Below are 22,376 nucleotides of genomic sequence, written 5' to 3'. Positions count from 1 at the left end.
ACCCACGGTAGGTCGCTCTGGCGACCTACCGTAGGGTCCTCTGGAGGGTATTGGCTGGGGGCGAAGAAAAAGGGGCGTTGGCCCTTGGCCGAAAGCGAGGGTCTTCCCCTAGAAAAGGGGCGAAAAAACTTGACTCGAAGTTGGGGTAATCAGCGCTCATTTTGGCGGGCGAAAAAGAGGGGCAAACTAGGCGATGAAGGAGCCTCGATGATTGACCGATACCCGAGGGGTAGATCCTCGAGCTGGGAGGCTCGGGCTTGGAAGGTCTTCCCCGTTCCCTCAGCGGGGATAATTATGTACCTTTGTGCGGGTAAAAGGGGCAGAGCACCTGCCCTTTGCCTCAAGACAACGAATGGTAGGACACCCTCTTAGATGATAGTCACCTTCTCCATCGAATATCGAGCACTTCCGAATGAGCGGATATGGCTCCAGAGACAGCTATCCCCAGACTCTTCGCTAGATGCTACGGAGGCCTTCCCTCTAGAAGACCTAGGTGACGGACGCTGGCAAACCACCCTTGACCTCCCCCACACCCCTTCATTCAGCTACAACTATTACCTCGGCGACCCCGAGGGTAAGCCCCTGCGTCGAGAGTGGCGGATCAAGCACACGCTCCCAAGCACTACGGAGGGGAAGCACCTCTTCACCCAAGACCGCTGGATCGATCAGCCCGCAGATGCCCCGAGCTTCTCACGGGCACTCTGCGACGTCCTCTACCAGCGCAGAGGTGAAGCGGATGGGCTTACTTCGAGCACACCTTACCTAGCCTTCTCTGTCTTTGCCCCCAGCCTACGCCCCGAGGAAGGACTCTTCATCTCGGGGGCATCGTCCCTACTCGGCTCGTGGGAAGCAGACGAAGCTCTGCCTCTCAGTTATCTAGGGCAAGGGCGCTGGATGATCAGCCTTCCACTGCCTCTAGGGACGGGACTAGGAGAAGCGGTAGCACTGAGCTACAAGTACCTGATCCGCACGGCTGAAGGGGGATGGCTCTGGGAAGAAGGAGCGAATCGTGAGGCGGTGCTTCCCACGGGAGCAAGCTACGACGGGATCTACTTCCAGGATAGCTTCCTTCACCTCCCCACCCGCTCTATCCGCACCGCAGGTATCGTGGCGCCCCTCTTCTCTCTGAGGAGCGAGCAGGACTGGGGCATCGGGGACTTTGCTACGCTTCGTGAGGCGATCGACCTCGTGGCCGAAGCGGAGATGCACGCCCTCCAGCTCCTACCGATCAACGATACCACCTTCGCCCGAGACAAGGGGGACTCCTATCCCTACAATGCCATCTCGGTCGATGCCCTTCACCCCATATATATAGATCCCGGTGAGCTGGGAGCACTGGCTGATCCCACGCTACAGCAGGCCTTCGAAGAAGAGGCGAGTGAGCTACGTTCGCTCCCGCAAGTAGACTATCCTCGGGTGCTTGCCCTCAAGGAGCGCTACCTAAGACTAGCGTTCGCTGAGCGGGGAAGTTCGGAACTAGCAAGCCCCGACTTCTCGGCCTTCTTCGCTGAATCGGAGCACTGGCTTCGCCCCTATGCACTCTACTGTGTCTTGAGGGATCAGCACCCAGGCTCCCCGCCCTCCCTCTGGGCGGGCTGGGAGCAGTACGACGCTCTTCGAGCCAAGACCTTCGCCGAAGAGCCAGAGGTGCGTGAGGAGATCCACTACTACTACTGGCTACAGTTCGTCCTCGACCGCCAGCTACGGGCGGTGCGTCGCTATGCCGAGGAGAAGAGGGTCTTCCTCAAGGGAGACCTCCCCATCGGAGTAGCACCTCATGGCGTGGATGTCTGGATCGCCCCGAGCCTCTTCCACACCGATCAGTCGGCAGGAGCTCCGCCCGATGACTTCGCTGCAGACGGGCAGAACTGGGGCTTCCCCACCTACGACTGGGAGCGAATGCAATTGGATGACTTCGGCTGGTGGCGTAAGCGCTTCGCCCGCCAAGCGCACTACTTCCATGCCTTCCGAATAGACCATATTCTCGGTTTCTTCCGTATCTGGGAAGTTCCCCGATCGGAGCACTCGGGACTCTTGGGTCACTTCCATCCTGCCCTGCCCTACACGTTAGGAGAATGGCAGGAACTCCTCGGGGTGGACTTCCCCGTCGAACTGCTGACTCAGCCCCTGATCCACCGAGCAGATCTAGCAGAAGTCCTTGGGGAGAAGGCCCTCGAAGCACTCGGTCAGCAAGGCTATCTGAAGGAGACTTCACTCGAAAACTTCTACCACCTCCTCCACACGAAGCAGTGTGACTACGACCAGCCTCAGCTGAAGGAAGCCCTCGGAGAAGAGGCTTGTCTCCAACTCCAACGACTGTGCACCGAGACGGCACTCATCCGTGATCCGTATAGCGAAGGCTACCACCCTCGGATCGCTCTGGAGCGCAGTCGTCTCTTCGGGCGCTGGGGTGCTGAACTTCAAAGACGATGGCAGGCGGTCAGCGGGGACTTCTTCTATGTCCGACACAACGAGCTCTTCCAGCAGACGGCTCTACGACGGCTGGGGGCACTCATCGAGCACACAGACCTACTCCTCTGCGCCGAGGATCTCGGGATGATCCCCGCCACAGTACCTGCCGTGCTAGAGGCACTGCAGATCCTCTCCCTAGAGCTTGAGCGAATGCCTAAGAGCTTTACCCCGACGGGCTGGGCTGATCCCAAAGCCTTCCCCTCCCGATCCATCGCCACGACCTCCACGCACGATATGCCGTCTCTAAGAGGATGGTGGTCTGCACTACCGAAGAGCGAGCAGGAGCGCTACCTAAGTGAAGAGCTGAAGCAAGAAGAACCTCTGAGCGAAGAAGAGCTCTACCGCAAGATCGTAGCAGCACATCTCGACTCCCCTGCCCTGGCGACGATCCTCCCCCTCTCCGACTGGATGAGTCTAGAGCACCGTCTCTGGCTGACTAGCCCTGAGGCCGAACAGATCAATCACCCCGAAGATCCAGCACAGTACTGGAGCTATCGCTTCCCCCTCAGCATCTCTTCGCTGAGACAGCACTACCCTGAGTGGCTCACACTCATCAAGCAACTCATCTCCCACTCCCAAAGAATATAATCAGCCTATGATGGAGCGACTCTACGTCTTAGAGGAAGCCGACGTCCAGGAATTCATCGGTGTCAACCGTGCCAACCTGGTGACACTACAGAGCCTCTTCCCTAAGACGAAGCTACGCATTCACCAAAATGTCATCAAGGTACTTGGCGAAGACCAAGCAGCCGAAGAACTTCTACACATCCTCTCCTCGCTGGAGCAGATCTGCAGTCGATACAATCAGCTCACCGAAGCGCAGATCATCGATGCCGTACGGCGCCATCGGAGCAAGAAGACCAGCGAAGAAGCACCCGCCTCTGTCGAGAGCGACGTCCTCATCTACGGAGTCCACGGCAAGGCTATCCTGCCCCGAGGAGATCGTCAGCGACGCATGGTGCGGGAGTTTGCCTCGCGAGACCTCTGCTTCGCTACAGGTGCCGCCGGTTCGGGTAAGACCTTCCTGGCGATCTGCCTAGCAGTGAAGGCGCTCAAGTCGAAGCAAGTTCGCCGGATCATCCTGTCCCGCCCGGCGGTAGAGGCCGGTGAGAAGCTCGGATTCCTCCCCGGTGAGATGAAGGATAAGCTTGATCCCTACCTCCAGCCTCTATATGATGCGCTCGGCGAACTGATACCAGCGCCCAAACTCAAAGACCTCATCGACACGGGAGTCATACAGATCGCTCCGCTAGCCTTTATGCGTGGGCGTACGCTTAGCGATGCGATTATCATCCTCGACGAAGCACAGAACACAACGCCTCAACAGATGAAGATGTTCCTCACCCGTCTCGGGATGAATTCGAAGATGATCGTCACGGGCGACTTCACGCAGATCGACCTGCCTCGTGGCGTCACTTCAGGGCTCAAGGATGCGCTGGAGAAGCTTCGTGATCTCAAGAGTATTAGCTTCATCCACTTTGATAAGACCGACATCGTCCGTCACCCACTCGTGGCAGAGATCGTAGAGGTCTACGACGCTCTAGACAAAAAGGAAGAGCGCACCAGCCACTCCCCCTCCTAGCGACTCATCAGCCTGCCCTACAAGGATCGTAAGTTCGACCTCAATGGATCGTGAGCCCGGTCTCCAAGACTGGCCAACCCGACTGCTAAGACTTATCCGCCTCCCGTCCAAGACTCATTAGTCCTCCTCTCAGTACTCATCACCCACAAATTCATACAAGCATAACTATGGCACAGACGCTCGTCCACACCGACTTTCATTTCCCGCATCAGGAGCGGGTCTATCATGGCAAGGTCCGTGATGTCTACTTCCTCTCCGGAGACAAGGTAGCGATGATCGCTACCGACCGTATATCAGCCTTCGACGTGATCCTCCCTAAGGGCATCCCCCACAAGGGGCAAGTGCTCAATCAGATCGCCACGTACTTCCTCGAAGCTACACGAGATATCGTCCCCAACTGGCTGATCTCCTCCCCCGACCCAATGGTATCGCTGGGTCATCGCTGCGAGCCCTTCCGAGTCGAGATGGTCATCCGTGGCTACCTCACTGGCTCTGCATGGCGTGCCTATCAGGCTGGTGAACGCACACTCTGTGGTATCCAGCTCCCCGAAGGTATGCGTGAAAACGAGGCCTTCCCTAGCCCTATCATCACCCCGACGACCAAGGAAGACGTCGGGCATGACGAGAATATCTCCCGTGAAGAGATCATCCGCACGGGCCTCGTTAGCGAAGAAGACTACAAGCAACTCGAAGCCTACACCTACGCCCTCTTCGCACGTGGTCAGGAGATGGCCCGCCAACGTGGGCTGATCCTCGTAGACACGAAGTACGAGTTCGGCAAGAAGGACGGCAAGATCTACCTGATCGACGAGATCCACACACCTGACTCCTCCCGCTACTTCTATGCTGATGGCTACGAAGAGCGCTTCGAGCGAGGAGAAGAGCAGAAGCAACTCTCCAAAGAGTTCGTCCGTCAATGGCTCATCAAGAACGGCTTCCAAGGCCGTGAAGGTGAAGTCGTCCCCGAGATGACCGAAGCTTATTGTCAGAGCGTCACCGACCGCTACGTCGAGCTCTATGAGATCGTCACCGGCCGTAAGTTCGTCGCTGAGCCCACCGATGACCTAGCAGGGCGTATCGAGCGCAATGTACTTGCGGCCCTGAAGTAACGCCTTCGCCTCACCCTCTACAAGTAGCTAGCCCCATGATCCTCCAGTGCGAGGGTCATGGGGCTAGTCATTTCTGGGCTTGCTCTTCTACAAAGTCAAGGCTTATTACCTGAAATACTTCGTCTAACCTTCCGCAAACTTCACGGCCATTACAGGCAAGGAAATTGCCCTTCTCTTGAAGCGAAGTCCAGCGAAACAAATTACCCCGTGAGCGAGGGATCGCAGTCCACAAACAGCTAGCCTGACAGGCGGGGAGCAGGCACGAAAAAGCGGGGAAGAGATCACCCATTTCACTGGGGAATTCCTCCCGTAAAGGCGGGGCAATTTGATAATATTTTAGGAAGTAATGTAATTGTACCTGAGCCTAGGTTTCTTCCCTAGATCTCACTAACTTTGGGGGCATATACAGCTAACAGAACTACATTAAACGTAAGCAACACAATGAAGACAACTCCATTCACCGACATCCACAAGGCTCTAGGAGCTAAGATGCACGAGTTCGCAGGCTACGACATGCCTATCGAATATCCGACAGGGATCATCGAAGAGCATATGACCGTCGTCAAGGGCGTAGGCGTCTTCGACGTCTCGCACATGGGAGAATTCTGGGTTAAAGGGCCAAATGCGCTCCGATTCATCCAAGATATCACCAGCAATGATGCCTCCAAGCTCAAGGTCGGTGATATCCAATACACCTGCTTCCCCAATGAACAGGGCGGGATCGTCGATGACTTGCTCGTCTACCACTACGAAGATGAGAAGTACCTGCTGGTAGTCAACGCCGCTAATATCGACAAGGACTGGGCTTGGTGTCAGTCACACAACGCCGCCGGCGCCGTACTCGAGAATAGCAGTGACAATGTAGGTCAGCTCGCCGTACAGGGTCCGCTGGCCACGCAAGTACTACAGCGTCTGACGGATGTCGACCTCTCCAGCATCCCATATTATACATTTAAGGTCGGCACCTTCGCTGGTTGCCCCGAGGTCATCCTGTCCAATACGGGCTACACTGGTGCAGGTGGCTTCGAGATCTACTTCTATCCCCAGTACGGTGAGAAGATATGGAACGCTATCTTCGAGGCAGGTAAGCCCGAAGGTATCCGTCCCATCGGCCTCGGTGCACGTGATACGCTCCGTCTGGAGATGGGATTCTGCCTCTATGGCAACGATATCACCGACACCACTTCTCCACTAGAAGCTGGACTTGGATGGATCACCAAGCTCCTACCAGAAAAGAATTTCCCCAGCAAGTCCTTCCTCGAGAAGCAGAAAGCCGAAGGAATCACCCGCAAACTGGTTGCATTCAAGCTCTCGGATAAGGGTGTACCCCGCTCGCACTACGAGATCGCCGATGCCGAAGGGAATATCATCGGCGAAGTCACTTCAGGTACTATGTCCCCCACCCTCAAGACGGGGATTGGGATGGGCTATGTGAAGAAGGAGCACACTGCGATAGGCACGCCTATCTACATCGTGGTACGTGGCCGTAAGCTCGCCGCCGAAGTGGTCAAGCCACCTATGCGTAGCGTAGAGTAGCACCTGCTACTTCGGGGGACTTCACCCGTCCCTTAGCATCAAGCCCCAGAGATCAGCGCCCCTTAGGGCAGGCTGATCTCTGGGGCTTTTCCTTATCCCGACGGGAGCGCTACGGCTTGTCTAGGGTGCGCTAAGCTCTTGGCTTGCTCCGTCCATCGCCATTCTTATTGACGAAGTAGAGCAGACCGAGGAGGTTGATGATGCCGAGACCGGCTCCCATACCGACGATCATCCGCTGCGCTTCGTTAAGGAAAAAGAGCGAGATGAGGGCGGCGATGATGATGAGCACGATGAGTGCGATGATAATCTTCTTGACTAGCTGCATGATCTATCTATATCAATGATAGACAAAGCTACGACAATTCCGCCATTCGGACGAGTGAAACGTAGCCAGCCCACAGCTATCCCCTCGTGGAGGATGCTGTGGGCTGGCTCCTGCTATCACCACCACGAGGGTGGCGTATCAGTCTTGTCGGACGACTAGTAGCGGCTAGCTACGACGTCCCAGTCTACGATCGCCCAGATGTCCTTGATATGATCGGCACGGCGATTCTGGTAGCTGAGGTAGTAAGCATGCTCCCAGACGTCGACACCAAATAGTGGACGCAGGCCGTGTACTACAGGATTGCTCCCGTTAGCTTCCTTAGTGATGACGAGTTCACCGTCTTCCTTAGCCGAGAGCCACACCCAGCCAGAGCCGAAGAGTGTCGTACAAGCGGTGAGGAATTCCTGCTGGAAGGCTTCGAAGCTCCCCCATTTGGCGACGATTGCATCGAGAAGCTTGCCCGTAGGCTGGCCACCCTTGCCTGGACCAAACTGAGTGAAGTAGAGGTTGTGATTGAGCGTCTGACCTGCATTATTGAAGATCGGGCCTTCGCTCTTACGGATGATCTCCTCGAGAGAAGCATCAGCGAGCTCCGTCCCTTCGATGAGGGAGTTGAGCGTATTCACGTAGCCAGCCAGGTGCTTACCGTGGTGGAAGGAGAGCGTCTCAGCACTAATAGCAGGCTCGAGCGCATTAGGGGCGTAGGGGAGTTGGATAAGTTCGAACTTCATTGCGTTCTTTATTTTCAGTGATAGAATCTAATTCGGGAGAGGCTATCGAGAAGAAAGGCCTTTCGGTTACTTAACCACGAGCGCTTGCGTATTGTTTGCTCTCGGCTAGGACGCTATTATAATAGTTCGGATCGCCCGTCACTTCTTCGCCGACCCACGGCGGGAGTTCGAAGGATTCATTGACATCACTCAGCTCGATTTCCGCTAGACAAAGCCCTTCATGCCGTCCAGCAAAGACATCGACCTCCCAGACATGACCTCGGTACGGCACGAGATGGCGCACCTTCGTGAGACGGCGCTCCTCGCAGAGGGCAAGTAGGGCCTCGGCATCAGAGACTGGGATCTCATATTCGTATTCATCTCGCATCAGCCCGCGCTCATCAGATCGCCCTTTGATCGTGAGGAAGGCCTTCGCACCCCGACGACGCACCCGCACCGTCGGGCTATCGGCATGCAGATAGCCTTGGTCGATCGGGAGCGCTTCAGTAGCTTCGGGGATGAAGTCCATGGAGCGCACGAGGAACTTTCGTTCGATCTCTTTCATCTCCTACCGATCAGCCGATGGTGACTTGCGTTGCCCCGAAGCCGTATTCTCTGAAGGAAGCATCCTGATAGCGACAAGTGGGATACTTGTATCTGAGCTCTCGCTCCAGCGATGAGCGCAGGACGCCGTCGCCCTTACCGTGGATGAAGATGATCTTACGGCCCTTCTCCTTGAGATGCTCCCGCATCGTGCGGTGGAAGTACTCGAGCTGGTAGGCGTGAATATCCGCACTCGACATCCCCGCTGTCGTCTCCAGCAGGCTGGACGCATGGAGATCGACCACGAGAGGTTCGTCACGCTGAGGGCTAGCGGACGAAGGACGACGCTCGGGACGATCCGCTGTCTTCTTCACCTTGAGCGATCGCTCCAGGGCGCTGGGGTCGATGGTCGGAGTCTCCTGGCCTGCACCTCTCTCGACGATCGGTATCAGTAGCGCCTCGTCGGTGAAGTAATCATTCTCACGGAAGGAGTGAAGCTTGAAGAACTTCGTGGTATCCAGACGAAGGCGTACCGAGAGCGGATGCTGGAGCTTAGCCACACGCTCCTCGGAGAAGGGCAGTAGTTGCACCGCCAGCTGCTCGAGATCGTTGAGCTCAGCAGGAGCAAATTCCTCGAGGAATGCATCCGAATGAGGCTCGATGATCCCAGAGGCACGGAGCTTATATCCCGTACCTACGGCGCTCAAATAAGTAAAAAACACCGAAGAGTTACTGTAATTGATTAGGTAAGCTTCGTAATTCGTCAGTCCCAGCTTCGTGCGATCCTGAGGGAGGAAGGCCAGTGTGGCCGTCAGCTCATCAGCATCTGGGCGGTAGGCCTTCGGAAGACTCGGCTTGGTCTTAGCCGTCTTCACCTCGGGCTGAGCCTCTGGGGCTGGCTTCGTCTTCTGAAGCTTCTCCTGAATGATCTTGGGCGGACGGATCTCGGGGATAAAGGTATCCCCCGCATCTACGACGACACATTCCTTCAGTAGCGTAGGGATCTCGAAGCCATCAGCGTCTTCGACCCAAGCCGTATCAGCCGTGATGCGAGCGACTCGCCCGCCACCGACGGCATTGAGGAAGCGCACTTGGCTCCCGACCTTCACATTATTGGGATTATTCATAGCTATACGTATGGGTGCCCCGTGGGGCAGTGGCTGTCATAAGTTATAGGGAAAGGAGGCGCTCCACTAGGTCAAAGACCCCGAGCGTGTAGAGATATTGCCCCAGCAGAAGCGCTAGGAGAATCGCTCGCATCACGAGACCCATGCGCTCGGGGACGGCACCCATCCCTCGGGCTACGATGAAGCCGATGGGTACTACCGTGAGCTGAAGGAGGGCAGGAGCCTCTGCTGCCACGAAGGGGACGAGCAGCAGGAGCACCAAGGGATAGAAATGCAGGACGGCGAACATATCCCGATGGCGAACATTCTCCCGATAGAAGCGCCTTCGATACAGCACTCCGCCGACCAGAAAGCACGCGACGAAGCTCCAGTAACAAAGCGGAGAGACAAACGCCATCCCACTGACCTCCCGAGGAAGTGGTAGAGGGAAGTCCCGAAGTAATAGCTTCTCGTAGCTCGTCAGCACGCTGAAGCCTTGGTAGATAAGTATGGAGATAAGGATCCATACGGGCAAGAAGACACCCGCTATCAGCCCCACCAGAGAGCGACTCTCCATTGAGCGCAGGCGATACTGCGCTAGCAGGATGATCGGTAGCAGGACACCATAGAGCGGGGTAAGGAGACACAGGAGCCCGACTAATAGTCCGATGAAGAGATAGAAGCGTGGCTGATGCGTGTCTTGATAGAGACCGAAGCTCAAGAAGAGGATCAACTGAAGAAAGATCACAGCCAGTCCCGACAGCGCCCCCAGTGATGGCGAAGTCGTCATCAGTGCCACGAAGAAGAGCACCATCGTAGCTCGCTCCCCCTTCTCAATGAGTAGGTAGCGCTCCCCCGTGTAGATGGCGAGCCCACTGACTAGGACCAGCGCTAGAAGACCGATGAGCCGGCTCATCCACGACGATGCCGCCGGGAGCTGAGGGATAAGCCCCTCGGCGCCCTCTACCCGAAAGCCAAGGTGAGGTGACGACGGGATCAGGTAGACCAGTAGGAAGATCAGGATCCAGAGAATAATCTCCAGCCAGTTCGTCCGCCGTCGAGCCGAAGACGAAGTATACATAGTCGTAGGTGGTCAGTATGGAGAGAAAAGGAATGCCTACGGGCAAGATCTCGTGCAGAGAGCCTTACCCATAGGCATCATAAATAGTGATCGCTAGGAGAGCTTCAGCAGATCCTGCCCGATATCTCGGCGCAGCGCCTTGCCCTCGAAGTGTACCTGATCGGCTAGCTTATAGCAGCGCTCCAGCGCTTCTTCGAGCGTCGAACCGAGACAGCTCGCAGTGAGCACCCGACCACCAGAAGTCATGAGATGACCTGACGTGTCACGAGCGGTGCCAGCATGGAAGAGTGCCGAGTCGAATGTAGGTTCGTGCGGGTAGCTGATCGGCTTACCCTTGGCATAAGTACCTGGATAACCTTCGGAGACCAGCACCACCGTGGCGGCGTACTTCGTAGACTCCTCGAGCTGATAGTCGCCAAGTTCACCGCTAGCCATACGCTCCAGGAGCTCGACGAAGTCTGAATCGATGCGGAGCATTACGGACTCAGTCTCGGGATCTCCCATACGACAATTGTACTCGATGACGTAGGGATCACCGCCGACATTCATTAGTCCAGCGAAGATGAAGCCACGATAGTCGATGCCTTCGCTACGCAATCCCTCGATCGTAGGCCGTACGACACGCTCCTCTACCTTCTTCATGAAGGTCTCATCGGCGAAGATCACAGGGGAGACAGAGCCCATACCGCCGGTATTGGGGCCTGTATCGCCTTCGCCGATACGCTTGTAGTCCTTAGCCACGGGCAGGATACGCCAGCCGTGACCATCCGTAGCGATGAAGACCGAGCACTCGATCCCGTGCAGATATTCTTCGATGACGACACGTGTACTAGCTTCTCCGAAGCGACCAGTCAATAGCTCTCGGAGCTCCCGCTGCGCTTCCTCGAGGTCTTCGCTAATGATCACTCCCTTGCCCGCAGCCAGTCCGTCGGCCTTGAGTACATAGGGTGGGCGAAGAGTCTTGAGGTAATCGACGGCTTCATCATAGGACTGACGGCCAAACGTCTTATATCCAGCGGTGGGGATCCCATAGCGCTGCATGAAGGCTTTACTGAAGTCCTTGCTCCCCTCAAGCTGTGCTCCTCGAGCATCTGGGCCGACGATCAGGAGATCCTTTAGGCCTGCTTCCTCACGGAGATAGTCTGCGATCCCTTCCACTAAGGGCACTTCGGGGCCGACGACAAGGAGCTTGATCTGCTCACGACGGATCAAATCGGCAATAGCTGCAAAGTCCGTGACTCCGATCCGTGGAAGACAAGTCCCGTAGAGTGACATCCCAGGATTGCCGGGTGCGATGAAGAGCTGACTGAGGTGCGGGCTACGAGCCATGCGCCATGCTAGAGCATGCTCACGTCCGCCCGATCCCAATAGGAGAATATTCATACAAGAAAATTAGAGTGGATACGAAGTCTCGCCGCGACTACAAGTGATCAAAGAAATAGCGAGCCATCGTATAGTTGAGATGTACACGATCCACGCCCATCACGTTGTGACGATGCTCGGGGTAGATCATGTAGTCGGGGTAGGTGCCAGCCTTGACACAAGCCTCGACAAATAGCTGGGTGTGCTGCCAGACGACCGTTGGGTCGATCGTCCCATGTATCATCATGAGGCGTCCCTTCAGGTCCTTAGCTCGGAGAGAGAGGTTCGTCTCCTTGTAGCCTTCGGGATTGTCCTGCGGGCTGTCCATATAGCGTTCGCCGTACATCACTTCATAGCGAGCCCAGTCTGTGACAGCACCACCGGCGACTCCCACCTTGAAGACCTCGGGATAAGTAAGCATGAGATTCGTTGTCATAAAGCCACCGTAGCTCCAGCCTGCGACGCCGATGCGGTTAGCGTCCACATAGGGCAGGCTCTTCAGGAAGTCTACGCCCTTCATCTGGTCAGCCATCTCATTCTTACCGAGGTGGCGGTGGATGACTTGCTCGAAGTCAGCTCCACGATGAGCCGAACCACGGCCGTCGACTGTGAATACTACATAGCCCTGAGTAGCCATATAGAGATCCCACCCGAGGCAACCAGCGTGGAAGCGATTCTGCACAAGCTGGGCGTGGGGACCATTGTAGACGTAGACGATCGTGGGGTATTTCTTGCTCGGATCAAAGTTCGTGGGCTTGAGCAAGCGGTAATAGAGGTCGGTGACTCCATCGGCAGCCTTGATCTTACCAAAAGTAATCTCGGGATTGATGAAGCCTGCTTCGGGATCCTTTGACTGGTAGAGCTTAGCGATTTGCTTACCAGTGGAGACGGAGACTAATCGCTGCTCCGTAGGATTCTTCAGCGATTCGTAGGTGTCGAGGAGGTACTTCCCATCACGGGAGAGCCGTGCTACATGCCAGCCTTCCTGAGGAGTGAGGAGCTTTGTCTTCCGTCCATCGAGGCTGACTGAAGCGACGACACGGTCGATAGGACTGAGTTGCGTCGAAGTGTAGACCAGAGTCTTCCCCCCGTCAGCAAAGCCAAGGAAGTCCGTGACTTCCCATGCCCCACGGGTGATCTGCCCTAGGAGCTTACCATCGACATTGTAGTGGTAGAGGTGGGTATAGCCATCGCGGCGCGTCTGCCAGACGAACTCACGATCACGCCCTGGGATGAAGCGCATCGGCCACTGAGGTTCGATGTACTTGCTATTGGTTTCGGAGAAGAGGGTCTTGATGTAATCCCCCGTCTTGGGATCATACGCCTTGAGCTCCATGTAGTTCTGATCCCGGTTGAGCTCTGCGATATAGATGGTCTTGCCATCAGGTGCCCAAGAGATGTTTGTCAGATACTTTTCTTTCGGTTCGCCTGTCTTGATGTAGACAGTCTTACCCGAAGCGAGGTCGTAGACACCGAGGGTGACGTGGTGACTAGGCATCCCTGCCATAGGATAGTAGAGCTTCTCCTCGGTAGCCTTACGTACGTCGGTATGGACCAGCGGGTAAGGAGCGATCATCGACTGATCCATCCGGTAGAAGGCAAGCTGTCCGCCATCAGGACTCCAGAAGAGACCGCCATTGATGCCGAACTCATTCTGGTGCACCGTCTGCCCGTAGACGATCGTGGGACTACCATCAGTCGTCAGCTGGTGAGAAGAGCCATCGGGAGAGAAGACAAAGAGATTGTGCCCCTTGACTACTGCAGCGTGGTCGGCACGGGGCGAGAAGAGGAAGGCCTGCTCCTCCTTAGTGTCACGCTCATAGGAGGCGACGAGCTTCTTAGCACGAGGATCTACCAGGTGGTGCTTCTGACCGAAGGTGATGGAGAGGAGCTCTCTACTTCCTCCGACCACAGCGAAGGGAGAGAAGAACTTAGCGCCCTTACCCTTGGTGGCTTCCCCGAGGATCGAGAGAAGTTCGTCCTGAGTAAGGAGGGTCGTCACCTTAGACTGAGCCGAGGGAGTACCGATGACCAGCCTCGTGCTGTCTATATAGATGTAGTCATTCCCCAGCCAAGAGAGAGATCGTAGCGAGGTGCGACGGAGCATCTTCGGAGAGCCGAGCGTGTATTCCTCAAGTGTCGGGGTACGAGATGCCTCCTGCGAGAGGAGGGGCGTCGAAGAGAGGGCTGTAGCAGCCATAGCGAGCAAAGCTAACTTACGGATATTCATCATTCCTTATGTATAGATGTGTAGTATCTGATCGGTAGCACAAAGATAGGCAATATCACTCGTCTGGGGCGAGGCTAGAAGCCACTCTGCGAGGGGAGGGAAAGGGAAGCTAGAGCCTATAGGCAGCAGAGCACTTGCGGGTCTCCTCGACCCGACACTCCAGGAGCGTGATCCCGGAGCCCTTGAGTTGCTCTGGTCCGACGACGGAGACCAGGTGGATGGCGATCTGCTCTGCTGTAGGGTTGAAGGGCACGACACACAGATCTCCGGGCACTAAGCGCTGAAGCTCAGGGAGCAGGGGGTCCTCACTCCAGATCATCATCCGATGATCCCAGTGCTCCTCGAGCCACATGCAGAGGCGATCACGGATCTCGGAGAAGTCGATGACACGCCCCAGAGGATCGAGCTCCGAGGCAGAGCAGACGAAGTGGATCCGATAGTTATGTCCATGGAGGTGTCGGCATTTGCTTTCGTGGCCGACGACACGGTGGCCCATACTGATATCGTGGTAGCGCTCTACTGTGATCATATCTATCCTATTAGCTATACAAAGATACGGCATCTTGCTCATAAGGGGAAGAGGCTCTGAGGGCAGGATCCCACAGAGCCTCTTATACGGCTCACGGGCACGCCAGCTCCCGAGAGGGAGACAGCGTGCCCGTGGCTAATCTTTAGGTTGATCCTATGCTTACTTAGCCTTAGCCATAGAGTCAACGGCTGCAACAGCAGCGCCAGCAACGGAGTCAACCGAAGCAACTGCAGAGTCAGCGACTGCAGATACAGCTTCGATTACTGCGCTATCAGCAGCTACAGAGTCCTGAGCGTTCTGATCGCTGTTACCTGCACAAGATGCAAACGTAGCAGCTACTGCGACAACTGCAAATGCGAAAAACTTCTTCATCTTTCTTTCTTACTTAATTGGTTATTAATTTCGAATTCGTCATGAATAACACCGCAAAGATACAGCAACTTTCTGATTCGACAATACGTTTCCTCCCGTACATTGCTGTGACCTCATGAGTAGGTATCAGAGATACTCACCCATGTCAGCCGGACGTATCAGAGCGCTCGTGAGAGACAGCTCCAAGTGCGTCTTTGCGGTATTACATCAGGCTGGTGGGGGACGCATCCTCACCCTTCTGAAGTGGAGTATAGCGGACTCGAACCGCTCACCTCGACACTGCCAGTGTCGCGCTCTAGCCAGATGAGCTAATACCCCAGAGACGTTTATGAGGAGCTTCCGCTGTGCTCCTCTTCACGGCACAAAGGTAGTAAATATTTTATTTCCAAGTATCTTTGTTCCCTACGAAGGGCAGAAAAATTTTGCCCCGACCCTCCACTAAAGACCGAAGTTATGATCCTCTATAACACGACCTTCGTCCTGGCACCGAGCACTGAGATTGACTTCCTCTCGTTCATGCGGGAGGTCTATATCCCTGCACTCAAGGCTGACGTACTCGTCCACACGCCACGTCTGCACCGCATCACGACGCAGGACAAGGACGCCAATGCCCTCTCCTTCGCTCTTCACTTCTACGCCGAAGGGGAGCCTCACCTGCAGGACATCCTATCGAACACCGGCCTTCGCATAGCTGATCTCCTAGTGAAGCGCTTCGGGGAGCAAGTCCTCGGCTTCAGCACGATCATGCACGAAGTAGAGTAAGGGAGCCTCCCTCCCCTACCATATTATATATAGATATACACGACTGAAGCGAAGACTATGGGAGAGCGTATCATCATGGGTATCGACCCAGGTACCATCGTCATGGGCTATGGACTGATCGAGGTGAAGGGACAGACGGCTCGTCTGCTGGCTCTCGGTGTGATCTCGCTGGACAAGTTCGAGAATCACTACCTACGCCTCAAGCGCATCTTCGATCGGGTACAGGGGCTCATCGATGAGTTCCACCCCGACGAGCTGGCCATCGAAGCCCCCTTCTTCGGCAAGAACGTCCAGAGCATGCTCAAGCTGGGGCGTGCCCAAGGTGTCGCCATGGCTGCAGCACTCACCCGAGACATCCCCATCACTGAGTACGTACCTATGCGCATCAAGCAAGCCATCACGGGCAACGGTGCTGCCTCCAAGGAGCAAGTGGCAGGGATGGTCCAGCGCTATCTGAAGATCCCACCCGAGCAGATGCCTCGGGAGCTCGATGCTACCGACGGTCTAGCAGCCGCACTCTGCCATCACTTCCTGACCTCCTCGCCCCTCAGGTCGGCGTCGGGAGGTGCTACGAAGAACTGGGCAGACTTCGTCAAGCAAAACCCCTCCCGCATCAAGGGACTGAAGAAATAAGGCTCAGTCCTCTCCACCCATTCATATCCGTATAAAACGAGCACTCGCCTCGATCCCGATGGATCGAGGCGAGTGCTCGTTTCTATTGGAGAGGTAGCGGACTACTTGAGCGTACCGTCCTGTGCAGCCTTCACCATATCCTTGCTAGGTAGGATGTAGACTTCTACACGACGGTTCTCACGACGACCAGCGGCAGTAGAGTTGTCTGCTACAGGCTCGTGGCTCCCCTTACCTTCGACCTTGATACGCGAAGATGCGATACCCTGGCCAGCGAGGAAGTTACGAACGCTTTCTGCACGGTTGTAGGAGAGAGGATCGTTGATGCGGTCGTTCCCCGTATTGTCCGTGTGCCCTACGATGAGCAGGTCCGTCTGGCTGTGTTCGGCCAGGTTAGCAGCGAACTTACGGAGCGTCGTCTGCGAAGCAGCGCTGAGGGAAGAGGAGCTGGTAGCGAAGAGGATACCACTGTCGAAGGTGACACGGATAGCCTGACCGTCGTTGATCGATTCGATCTTAGCATCCTTGACATCCTTCTCGAGTTCCTTCTTCTGCTTATCCATCTTCTTGCCGATGAGCGTACCTGCAGTACCACCGATGACACCACCGATAGCAGCACCGATAGCAGTGTTACCTGCGACACGACCGATACCAGCACCGATCAGAGCACCTGCACCTGCGCCAATACCAGCTCCCTTAATTGCATTGCTTGCACCACAACTTGATAGGACGAGAGCGCCAGCGAGGAACGCTGCCGCAAAAGCTTGCTTCTTCATTCTTATATACAATATTATGTTGTTTGATAAAGTCTCTTGACTTTTTAGCCTTGACGGCTACTGAAATACTTCATGAACTGGACACGCTCAAAGAGGCTAGGATCCGCCACTGAGCCATAGCTCAGACGACCACGGATCTCGTCGAGACTCTGGTAGCCATGCTCGACCATCCAGCGCTGGAGTCCCACCAGCGCCTCTCGGATAGCAGTAGCGCCTTGCTTATAAACGGCGGTGCACATCTGTGTAGTATTTGCCCCGGCGAGGATGGCCTTCGTCACCTCCTCCCAGGTATAGATCCCTGTCGAAGCCGAGATCTCGACCTCGGGCACCAGACCACGGATGAGCCCCGTGAAGCGCAGGGTCTCGGTGAAGTCACCCGCATGGGAGAAGACTTCGCCCCCGATGAGTTGCTCACGGCTGAGGTCTATGTCGATCTGATAGGTGCGATTGAAGAGGGTCACCGCCGCTGCCCCTGCTGCACGGAGCTTGTCCACGAGTACGGGGAGGTTGGTATGGTAGCGGGAGAGCTTGACGATGATCGGCAGGCCCTTGCCCACAAGCGAGGAGACGATCGAGACGTAGAGCTCTTCGGCCTTAGCGGGATCGAAGTAGAGATCCGTCTCTAGACGCATGATGTTGATCTCCAGAGCATCTGCTCCAGCCTGACGGATACGCTCGGCGAAGTCCACCCAGCTCCCTTGGGTGGTACAGTTGATACTAGCGATGACGGGGACAGAGAGCTCTTCCTTAGCCTGACGGATCAGCTTCAGATAGCCCTCGATGGCTTCTGCACGGACGTAGGAGGCGATGTAGTCCTCGGCCTCAGGATAATCATTCTGAGCGATCAGATGCCCCGTCTGCATGAGTATCTGTTCCTCGAAGAGGGACTTCAGGATGACAGCACCGGCGCCTGCCTCGACGAAGGACTTGGTGCGCTCGATATTGCGGGTCAAGCCCGAGCTACTGAGGATGATGGGACTCTCCAGGTCTAAGCCTGCGAAGGAAGTGCGAATATCTACCATTATCGTGAGTATCAAATGAGTGAACGAATGGGGAGAAACGTCAAGGCAAAGATATTACTAATTCTCCAGAGGACACCCTTCTCGCCCTACATCCACAGCTCTTTATCCCCTAGGGACGGCGGGGAAAATCAGCACGCTCGGAGCTGGGGCAAATGTGGGGGAAATTCGGTCGGAGAAGCCCAGAGGTCTCGACCCGCTCACAGCCCGCTTCCCGAGCGACTTCTCGAGGGGTCACGTCGGGGCACTCCGAAGGGGGCATTTTGGACCCTACGGTGGTCGTCGAAAAAACCTACTGTAGGTCGTCTCACCGACCCACGGTAGGTCGCAGAGACGACCTACCGTGGATCCCTTTTGAGGGGTACTGGACGATCCTCCCTCCCCCAGCCCAGCGAGACGAAACAAGCTCGGGGCGAAATCACTACCTTTGGAGCATAACTAGCAAGGTCTCAGGAGTAACACCATCCCATATAAAATATGAAGACACTCAGCATCATCCTCCTCATGTTCCTCGGGAGCTACACCCTGACAGCTCAGAGGCAAAGCACGGACAGCATCGCCCACACCCTCCTAGTAGCCAACTACGAATACAGCTGTCGGAGCACCGACGCTCAGGGCAAGGAACTCACCGTCACCTACGGGCTCACCCTCCAGGTCGGACAGGATCAAGCCTGCACCATGGGACGCAAGCGACACGACGGAGAGAAGGATCAGAGCGAACAGCTCCTCTACGTACCCACCACGTGGCAAAACTATCCCAAGGGGCGCATGACCTCCGTCGAGATCATCCCGCCCTACCGCTACCTCACCACCGAGACGATGAAGCAGATCCGCTGGACGGTACTCAGTCAGTATGATTCGATCTGTGGGCACTCCTGCCAGAAAGCTACAGGCGAATACGCTGGTCGTCGGTGGGAGGCCTGGTTCGCCGAGAGCTTACCTACCCGCTTCGGACCTTGGCGACTCGGCGGACTACCCGGCCTGATCCTACGAGCCACATCGGAGGATGGTATCCACCGCTTCGAATGCCAGGGGGTGGAGGCCGTGAAGGAGGCGATCCGCTACGGCGCCCCCGAAGGAGCCATGAAGTGCGCACGGAGCAAGTTCGTCGAGCTACGCAACCGACTCTTCACCAACCCCAACTACCTGAGCAAGCCCTACTACTATATCAAGCCCGACGAGATCAGTAGCATGACCGTCATGGATGGCACGATGACACTGGGGGATGTACCTATCAACATGAAGCCGGCGAAGTTCCAGCCCCTAGACTACTAAGCCCTCATGTGTCGGCGCCTTCTGCTCCTCCTCTCTCTCGTCCTGAGCTTCGCCTCCGTCGGAGCTCAGACTCAGACGGTGACCCTCAGTGGTCAGCTACGCTCAGGCACGGAGCCTGTAGCAGGTGCCGTACTAGCCCTGCTACAGCCCTCCGACTCCAGCCTACTGACCTACACCATCTCCGACAGCGAAGGGCGCTACCGACTCCAGCTAGAGACTTCGCTCCCCGCTCTGGTGCTTCGTGTCCGAAGTCTAGGCTTCAAGCGTCGGCTACTTCACCTCAAGGCCCAGTCCCAGACACTTGACCTCAACCTCGAGCACGAAGAGCGCCTCCTGCGTGAAGTCATCGTGAAGGCTCAGAAGCTCTGGGCACAGCGGGATACCCTCAACTACCTGGTCTCAGCCTACACCCTACAGCAGGATCGCACCATAGGCGACGTGCTCCAGCGCCTGCCCGGCATCACGATCGAGGACAACAAGGTCATCAAGTACCAAGGCCTCCCCATCAACCGCTTCTACATCGAGGGCCTGGACCTACTACGTGGGCGCTACGGCCTCGCCACCCAAGGGATCAGGGCGCAAGACATCGCCACCGTACAGATACTGGAGCACCACCAGCCGGTGCGTGCCCTCGAGGACCAACAGGCCTCGCAGCAGGCAGCCATCAACCTCAAGCTCAAGGACCGAGCTAAGGGGATCTGGTCCAAGGCTCTTCGCCTCGGTGCGGGAGGCTACGCTCCAGGCCCACTGTGGGATGCCTCGCTTCAGGCCATGCACTTCGGGAAGAAGCGACAGCATCTCCTCCGCTACAGCAGTGACAATCTCGGGCAGGAGTTCGACGACGCCGTAGCGCACTACGGAGGCTTCACCAGCGAGGACGTCCGTCTGCTCGGCCTCGTAGTGCATGGTCGCCCTCCAGTAGGGAATGGGCTCTTCGGCTACCGTCATCGGGCTAACCTCAGCACGCTCACCCGACTTGCCGACAGCGCAAGTCTCAGCTACAACCTCCACTACCGCCATCAGCTATCCCACGGGAGTTCCTTCGCCAAGACCACCTACCTCCTCCCCGAGGGAGCTCAGCTACAGCTCACCGAAGACATCAGCGACCGCACACGGAGCCACGCCGCAGAGCTTCAGCTGAACTATGAGAAGAACCGCACGCTGAGCTTCTTCAGCTCCACCTTCTTCCTCTCGGGCGCATGGGACGAAGGCCGTGGTGAGGTCCACTCCACGAGTATCCGAAGTCCTCTCATCGTGGGAGCAGGCTCCAAGAGGCTCCAGAGCCTACAGACGCTCCGCTACCGATCGCTCCGTCTGACCAATCGCACCCGCTGGGTACACCGTACAGCTGGGGGAGCGGGCTTCGAATGGAGCTCTACCAACAGCCTCTCCTCCACCCCACAAGCACTCAGCCTCGAGGGGAGCAAGACGGCTCGGCAGGACCTCGGTATCAGCTCCTACTCCTCGGTCAATCGCTTCGAACTCCTAGGCAAGATCCAGTCCCGACGCTGGACACTCTCGGCTACGGGTCACCTAGACGCCACCTATACGACCCTCCACTCCCAGCTCTCCCACCCCGACATCCATCGGGCTACTCAGGGTAAGCTCAGCCACCTAGATACTCGCCTAGCCTTTGGCCCTGTAGCACGCTACAGCCACGGGGCCTTTCAGGGGACACTCACCCTCCCACTAGCACTCAGCTACACGGCTCTAGACAATGCCCCGATTCAGGGAGAGCATAATGATGCCCAGCGCCTTCGCCTCTACCTCCAGCCCTCCCTCTCCCTCATCTGGAAGGCCAGCGACAGCTATAGCCTCCAGGCAAACGCTAGCTACAGCACCAGTGAGACGCCCTGGCGTCAACTCCTCTCTGCGACTGTGATGCAGAGCTATCGTAGCCTATCCCGCTACCGAGCGACCCTCCACGACAGTCCTACCGTGAGCGCTGATGCTCGGCTCTCCTACAGAGATCCCTTCAGTCGGATCTTCGCCCACATCGGAGCAGGATGGCATCGCTCATGGAGTGACATCGCCTACGGCACGACGCTCGACGACCAGGGGCAGAGCCTCCTCGAAGCCAGCTATATGCCCCACCACAGCGAGCGCTACACCCTCTCCGCCTACGGCCGTAAAGACATCGACTGGCAGACGATGCAGCTGGCTCTCTCGGCTACACTCACCCATGCCGAGCAGGAGCTACTTCGCCAGGGGGATCTCATGAGCTACCGAGCTCTAGGCTACAGCCTACAGGGTTCGCTAGGCCTAGACCTCATCCAGGGCTACCGTCTGGAGTATGACGTCCGCTGGCAGGGACTCGACTCACACCTCTCTGGGCGGGACCTGAGAAGCAACGAACTGAATCAACGCCTTCAGCTCACCCTCGACTTCGCCCCCGCTCGCCTGCAGGCTAAGCTCCACGCCAAGCACTGCCACAATAGCGGTGCCTACCTTGGTCGGCGAGACTTCCTCTTCCTCGGGGCAAGCCTGAGCTACAGACCTTCCAAACAAGTGGAACTTGTCCTCGACGGCGACAACCTCAGCGACATACGTAGCTACTCCATCCGTCGACTGGAGCAACTAGAGGAGTACTGGAGCACCTATCACCTACGTCCTCGTTCGCTGATCCTCTCCCTGCGCCTATCCCTCTAGGAGTAGCAGGTCGGCAAGCGCACGGCACGATAGCTCCATTACAATAGAGTAGCGAAGCTTCCGACAAATCCCGAGTCTAATCCCCCGCAGAGCCTACAGCCAGAGCCCCCAAGCTCTGGCTGTTTTCGTTTCGCCCCGAGCATTCTTCGGGGTGAAATTGGCCTGCTCGGATGAGGGGAAAACACAGAGGAAATTTGGTCAGAGAAGTCTGGACATCTCGACCCGCTCACAGCCCGCTTCCCGAACGACTTCTCGAGGGGTCATGGCGGGGCACTTCGAAGGGGGCATTTTGGACCCTACGGTAGGTC

Annotated in this window: 19 protein-coding genes and 1 tRNA gene; 8 read left to right on the top strand and 12 right to left on the bottom strand. The window is 56.6% G+C overall.

The features are described 5' to 3' along the window. Positions 1–372: 372 nt before the first annotated feature. From HMPREF1556_RS07415 to gcvT, 4 genes are all read left to right on the top strand, one after another. On the top strand, positions 373–3,060 hold the full coding sequence (locus HMPREF1556_RS07415; protein WP_021667806.1) for a 4-alpha-glucanotransferase: 2,688 nt from the start codon (positions 373–375) through the stop codon (positions 3,058–3,060). Between the two features lie 7 nt (positions 3,061–3,067). Beyond that, on the top strand, positions 3,068–4,054 hold the full coding sequence (locus tag HMPREF1556_RS07410) for a PhoH family protein (RefSeq protein WP_021667805.1): 987 nt from the start codon (positions 3,068–3,070) through the stop codon (positions 4,052–4,054). A 167-nt stretch (positions 4,055–4,221) separates the two neighbouring features. After that, positions 4,222–5,163, top strand: coding sequence for a phosphoribosylaminoimidazolesuccinocarboxamide synthase (locus HMPREF1556_RS07405; RefSeq protein WP_021667804.1), 942 nt, complete (start codon positions 4,222–4,224; stop codon positions 5,161–5,163). A gap of 441 nt (positions 5,164–5,604) precedes the next feature. Further along, positions 5,605–6,699, top strand: a complete 1,095-nt coding sequence (gcvT, locus tag HMPREF1556_RS07400; RefSeq protein WP_021667802.1) for a glycine cleavage system aminomethyltransferase GcvT — start codon at positions 5,605–5,607, stop codon at positions 6,697–6,699. Positions 6,700–6,829: 130 nt separating this feature from the next. Here the strand turns inward: gcvT and HMPREF1556_RS07395 are convergent, their stop codons facing one another. The 10 genes from HMPREF1556_RS07395 to HMPREF1556_RS07350 form a co-directional block, all read right to left on the bottom strand. After that, positions 6,830–7,024, bottom strand: coding sequence for a hypothetical protein (locus HMPREF1556_RS07395; RefSeq protein WP_021667801.1), 195 nt, complete (start codon positions 7,022–7,024; stop codon positions 6,830–6,832). Positions 7,025–7,179: 155 nt separating this feature from the next. Continuing rightward, positions 7,180–7,755 (bottom strand): superoxide dismutase, encoded by a 576-nt coding sequence (locus HMPREF1556_RS07390; protein WP_021667799.1) that lies wholly within the window; start codon positions 7,753–7,755, stop codon positions 7,180–7,182. A 70-nt stretch (positions 7,756–7,825) separates the two neighbouring features. Continuing rightward, the gene (locus HMPREF1556_RS07385) at positions 7,826–8,299 is read right to left on the bottom strand and encodes a CYTH domain-containing protein (RefSeq protein ID WP_021667798.1); all 474 of its coding nucleotides are present in this window, start codon (positions 8,297–8,299) and stop codon (positions 7,826–7,828) included. Positions 8,300–8,309: 10 nt separating this feature from the next. Continuing rightward, positions 8,310–9,404: a DUF2027 domain-containing protein gene (locus HMPREF1556_RS07380; RefSeq protein ID WP_021667797.1), complete on the bottom strand. Its 1,095-nt coding sequence runs from the start codon at positions 9,402–9,404 to the stop codon at positions 8,310–8,312. Positions 9,405–9,447: 43 nt separating this feature from the next. Then, positions 9,448–10,464 (bottom strand): hypothetical protein, encoded by a 1,017-nt coding sequence (locus HMPREF1556_RS07375; protein ID WP_021667796.1) that lies wholly within the window; start codon positions 10,462–10,464, stop codon positions 9,448–9,450. Positions 10,465–10,557: 93 nt separating this feature from the next. After that, the gene (gene purD, locus HMPREF1556_RS07370) at positions 10,558–11,847 is read right to left on the bottom strand and encodes a phosphoribosylamine--glycine ligase (protein ID WP_044125389.1); all 1,290 of its coding nucleotides are present in this window, start codon (positions 11,845–11,847) and stop codon (positions 10,558–10,560) included. A 37-nt stretch (positions 11,848–11,884) separates the two neighbouring features. Continuing rightward, positions 11,885–14,056 (bottom strand): DPP IV N-terminal domain-containing protein, encoded by a 2,172-nt coding sequence (locus HMPREF1556_RS07365; protein WP_044125474.1) that lies wholly within the window; start codon positions 14,054–14,056, stop codon positions 11,885–11,887. Between the two features lie 109 nt (positions 14,057–14,165). Then, the gene (locus tag HMPREF1556_RS07360) at positions 14,166–14,585 is read right to left on the bottom strand and encodes a 6-carboxytetrahydropterin synthase (RefSeq protein WP_044125387.1); all 420 of its coding nucleotides are present in this window, start codon (positions 14,583–14,585) and stop codon (positions 14,166–14,168) included. Positions 14,586–14,744: 159 nt separating this feature from the next. After that, positions 14,745–14,957 carry a hypothetical protein gene (locus tag HMPREF1556_RS07355; RefSeq protein WP_021667790.1) on the bottom strand — a complete coding sequence of 71 codons (213 nt, stop codon included), beginning with the start codon at positions 14,955–14,957 and terminating at the stop codon, positions 14,745–14,747. 244 nt (positions 14,958–15,201) lie between these two features. Continuing rightward, positions 15,202–15,275, bottom strand: a tRNA-Ala gene (locus HMPREF1556_RS07350). A gap of 135 nt (positions 15,276–15,410) precedes the next feature. Here HMPREF1556_RS07350 and HMPREF1556_RS07345 point away from each other — a divergent pair. Next, a complete protein-coding gene (locus tag HMPREF1556_RS07345) occupies positions 15,411–15,719 on the top strand; it encodes a DUF4286 family protein (protein WP_021667789.1) in 309 nt (102 codons plus the stop codon). Positions 15,720–15,776: 57 nt separating this feature from the next. Beyond that, positions 15,777–16,352 (top strand): crossover junction endodeoxyribonuclease RuvC, encoded by a 576-nt coding sequence (gene ruvC / locus HMPREF1556_RS07340; RefSeq protein ID WP_021667788.1) that lies wholly within the window; start codon positions 15,777–15,779, stop codon positions 16,350–16,352. Between the two features lie 101 nt (positions 16,353–16,453). Here the strand turns inward: ruvC and HMPREF1556_RS07335 are convergent, their stop codons facing one another. Together HMPREF1556_RS07335 and HMPREF1556_RS07330 are read right to left on the bottom strand one after the other, a co-directional pair. After that, entirely contained in the window at positions 16,454–17,125 is a 672-nt protein-coding gene (locus tag HMPREF1556_RS07335; RefSeq protein WP_021667787.1) for an OmpA family protein, read from the bottom strand. Positions 17,126–17,169: 44 nt separating this feature from the next. Next, on the bottom strand, positions 17,170–18,147 hold the full coding sequence (locus HMPREF1556_RS07330) for a dihydroorotate dehydrogenase-like protein (protein WP_021667786.1): 978 nt from the start codon (positions 18,145–18,147) through the stop codon (positions 17,170–17,172). Positions 18,148–18,621: 474 nt separating this feature from the next. Between HMPREF1556_RS07330 and HMPREF1556_RS07325 the strand changes: the two genes are divergently transcribed. Continuing rightward, a complete protein-coding gene (locus tag HMPREF1556_RS07325) occupies positions 18,622–19,419 on the top strand; it encodes a GLPGLI family protein (protein ID WP_021667783.1) in 798 nt (265 codons plus the stop codon). 6 nt (positions 19,420–19,425) lie between these two features. Further along, positions 19,426–22,068 (top strand): carboxypeptidase-like regulatory domain-containing protein, encoded by a 2,643-nt coding sequence (locus HMPREF1556_RS07320; protein ID WP_021667782.1) that lies wholly within the window; start codon positions 19,426–19,428, stop codon positions 22,066–22,068. The last annotated feature ends 308 nt before the right edge of the window (positions 22,069–22,376 follow it).

This window comes from Porphyromonas sp. oral taxon 278 str. W7784, assembly GCF_000467855.2.
GTDB lineage: Bacteria > Bacteroidota > Bacteroidia > Bacteroidales > Porphyromonadaceae > Porphyromonas.
This window is presented reverse-complemented; position numbering and strand designations above follow the sequence as displayed.

Coding starts and splice junctions, on each gene's coding strand:
- HMPREF1556_RS07415 (WP_021667806.1), top strand. CDS start 373: ATGATAGTCACCTTCTCCATCGAATATCGAGCACTTCCGAATGAGCGG.
- HMPREF1556_RS07410 (WP_021667805.1), top strand. CDS start 3,068: ATGATGGAGCGACTCTACGTCTTAGAGGAAGCCGACGTCCAGGAATTC.
- HMPREF1556_RS07405 (WP_021667804.1), top strand. CDS start 4,222: ATGGCACAGACGCTCGTCCACACCGACTTTCATTTCCCGCATCAGGAG.
- gcvT (WP_021667802.1), top strand. CDS start 5,605: ATGAAGACAACTCCATTCACCGACATCCACAAGGCTCTAGGAGCTAAG.
- HMPREF1556_RS07395 (WP_021667801.1), bottom strand. CDS start 7,024: ATGCAGCTAGTCAAGAAGATTATCATCGCACTCATCGTGCTCATCATC.
- HMPREF1556_RS07390 (WP_021667799.1), bottom strand. CDS start 7,755: ATGAAGTTCGAACTTATCCAACTCCCCTACGCCCCTAATGCGCTCGAG.
- HMPREF1556_RS07385 (WP_021667798.1), bottom strand. CDS start 8,299: ATGAAAGAGATCGAACGAAAGTTCCTCGTGCGCTCCATGGACTTCATC.
- HMPREF1556_RS07380 (WP_021667797.1), bottom strand. CDS start 9,404: ATGAATAATCCCAATAATGTGAAGGTCGGGAGCCAAGTGCGCTTCCTC.
- HMPREF1556_RS07375 (WP_021667796.1), bottom strand. CDS start 10,464: ATGTATACTTCGTCTTCGGCTCGACGGCGGACGAACTGGCTGGAGATT.
- purD (WP_044125389.1), bottom strand. CDS start 11,847: ATGAATATTCTCCTATTGGGATCGGGCGGACGTGAGCATGCTCTAGCA.
- HMPREF1556_RS07365 (WP_044125474.1), bottom strand. CDS start 14,056: ATGAATATCCGTAAGTTAGCTTTGCTCGCTATGGCTGCTACAGCCCTC.
- HMPREF1556_RS07360 (WP_044125387.1), bottom strand. CDS start 14,585: ATGATCACAGTAGAGCGCTACCACGATATCAGTATGGGCCACCGTGTC.
- HMPREF1556_RS07355 (WP_021667790.1), bottom strand. CDS start 14,957: ATGAAGAAGTTTTTCGCATTTGCAGTTGTCGCAGTAGCTGCTACGTTT.
- HMPREF1556_RS07345 (WP_021667789.1), top strand. CDS start 15,411: ATGATCCTCTATAACACGACCTTCGTCCTGGCACCGAGCACTGAGATT.
- ruvC (WP_021667788.1), top strand. CDS start 15,777: ATGGGAGAGCGTATCATCATGGGTATCGACCCAGGTACCATCGTCATG.
- HMPREF1556_RS07335 (WP_021667787.1), bottom strand. CDS start 17,125: ATGAAGAAGCAAGCTTTTGCGGCAGCGTTCCTCGCTGGCGCTCTCGTC.
- HMPREF1556_RS07330 (WP_021667786.1), bottom strand. CDS start 18,147: ATGGTAGATATTCGCACTTCCTTCGCAGGCTTAGACCTGGAGAGTCCC.
- HMPREF1556_RS07325 (WP_021667783.1), top strand. CDS start 18,622: ATGAAGACACTCAGCATCATCCTCCTCATGTTCCTCGGGAGCTACACC.
- HMPREF1556_RS07320 (WP_021667782.1), top strand. CDS start 19,426: ATGTGTCGGCGCCTTCTGCTCCTCCTCTCTCTCGTCCTGAGCTTCGCC.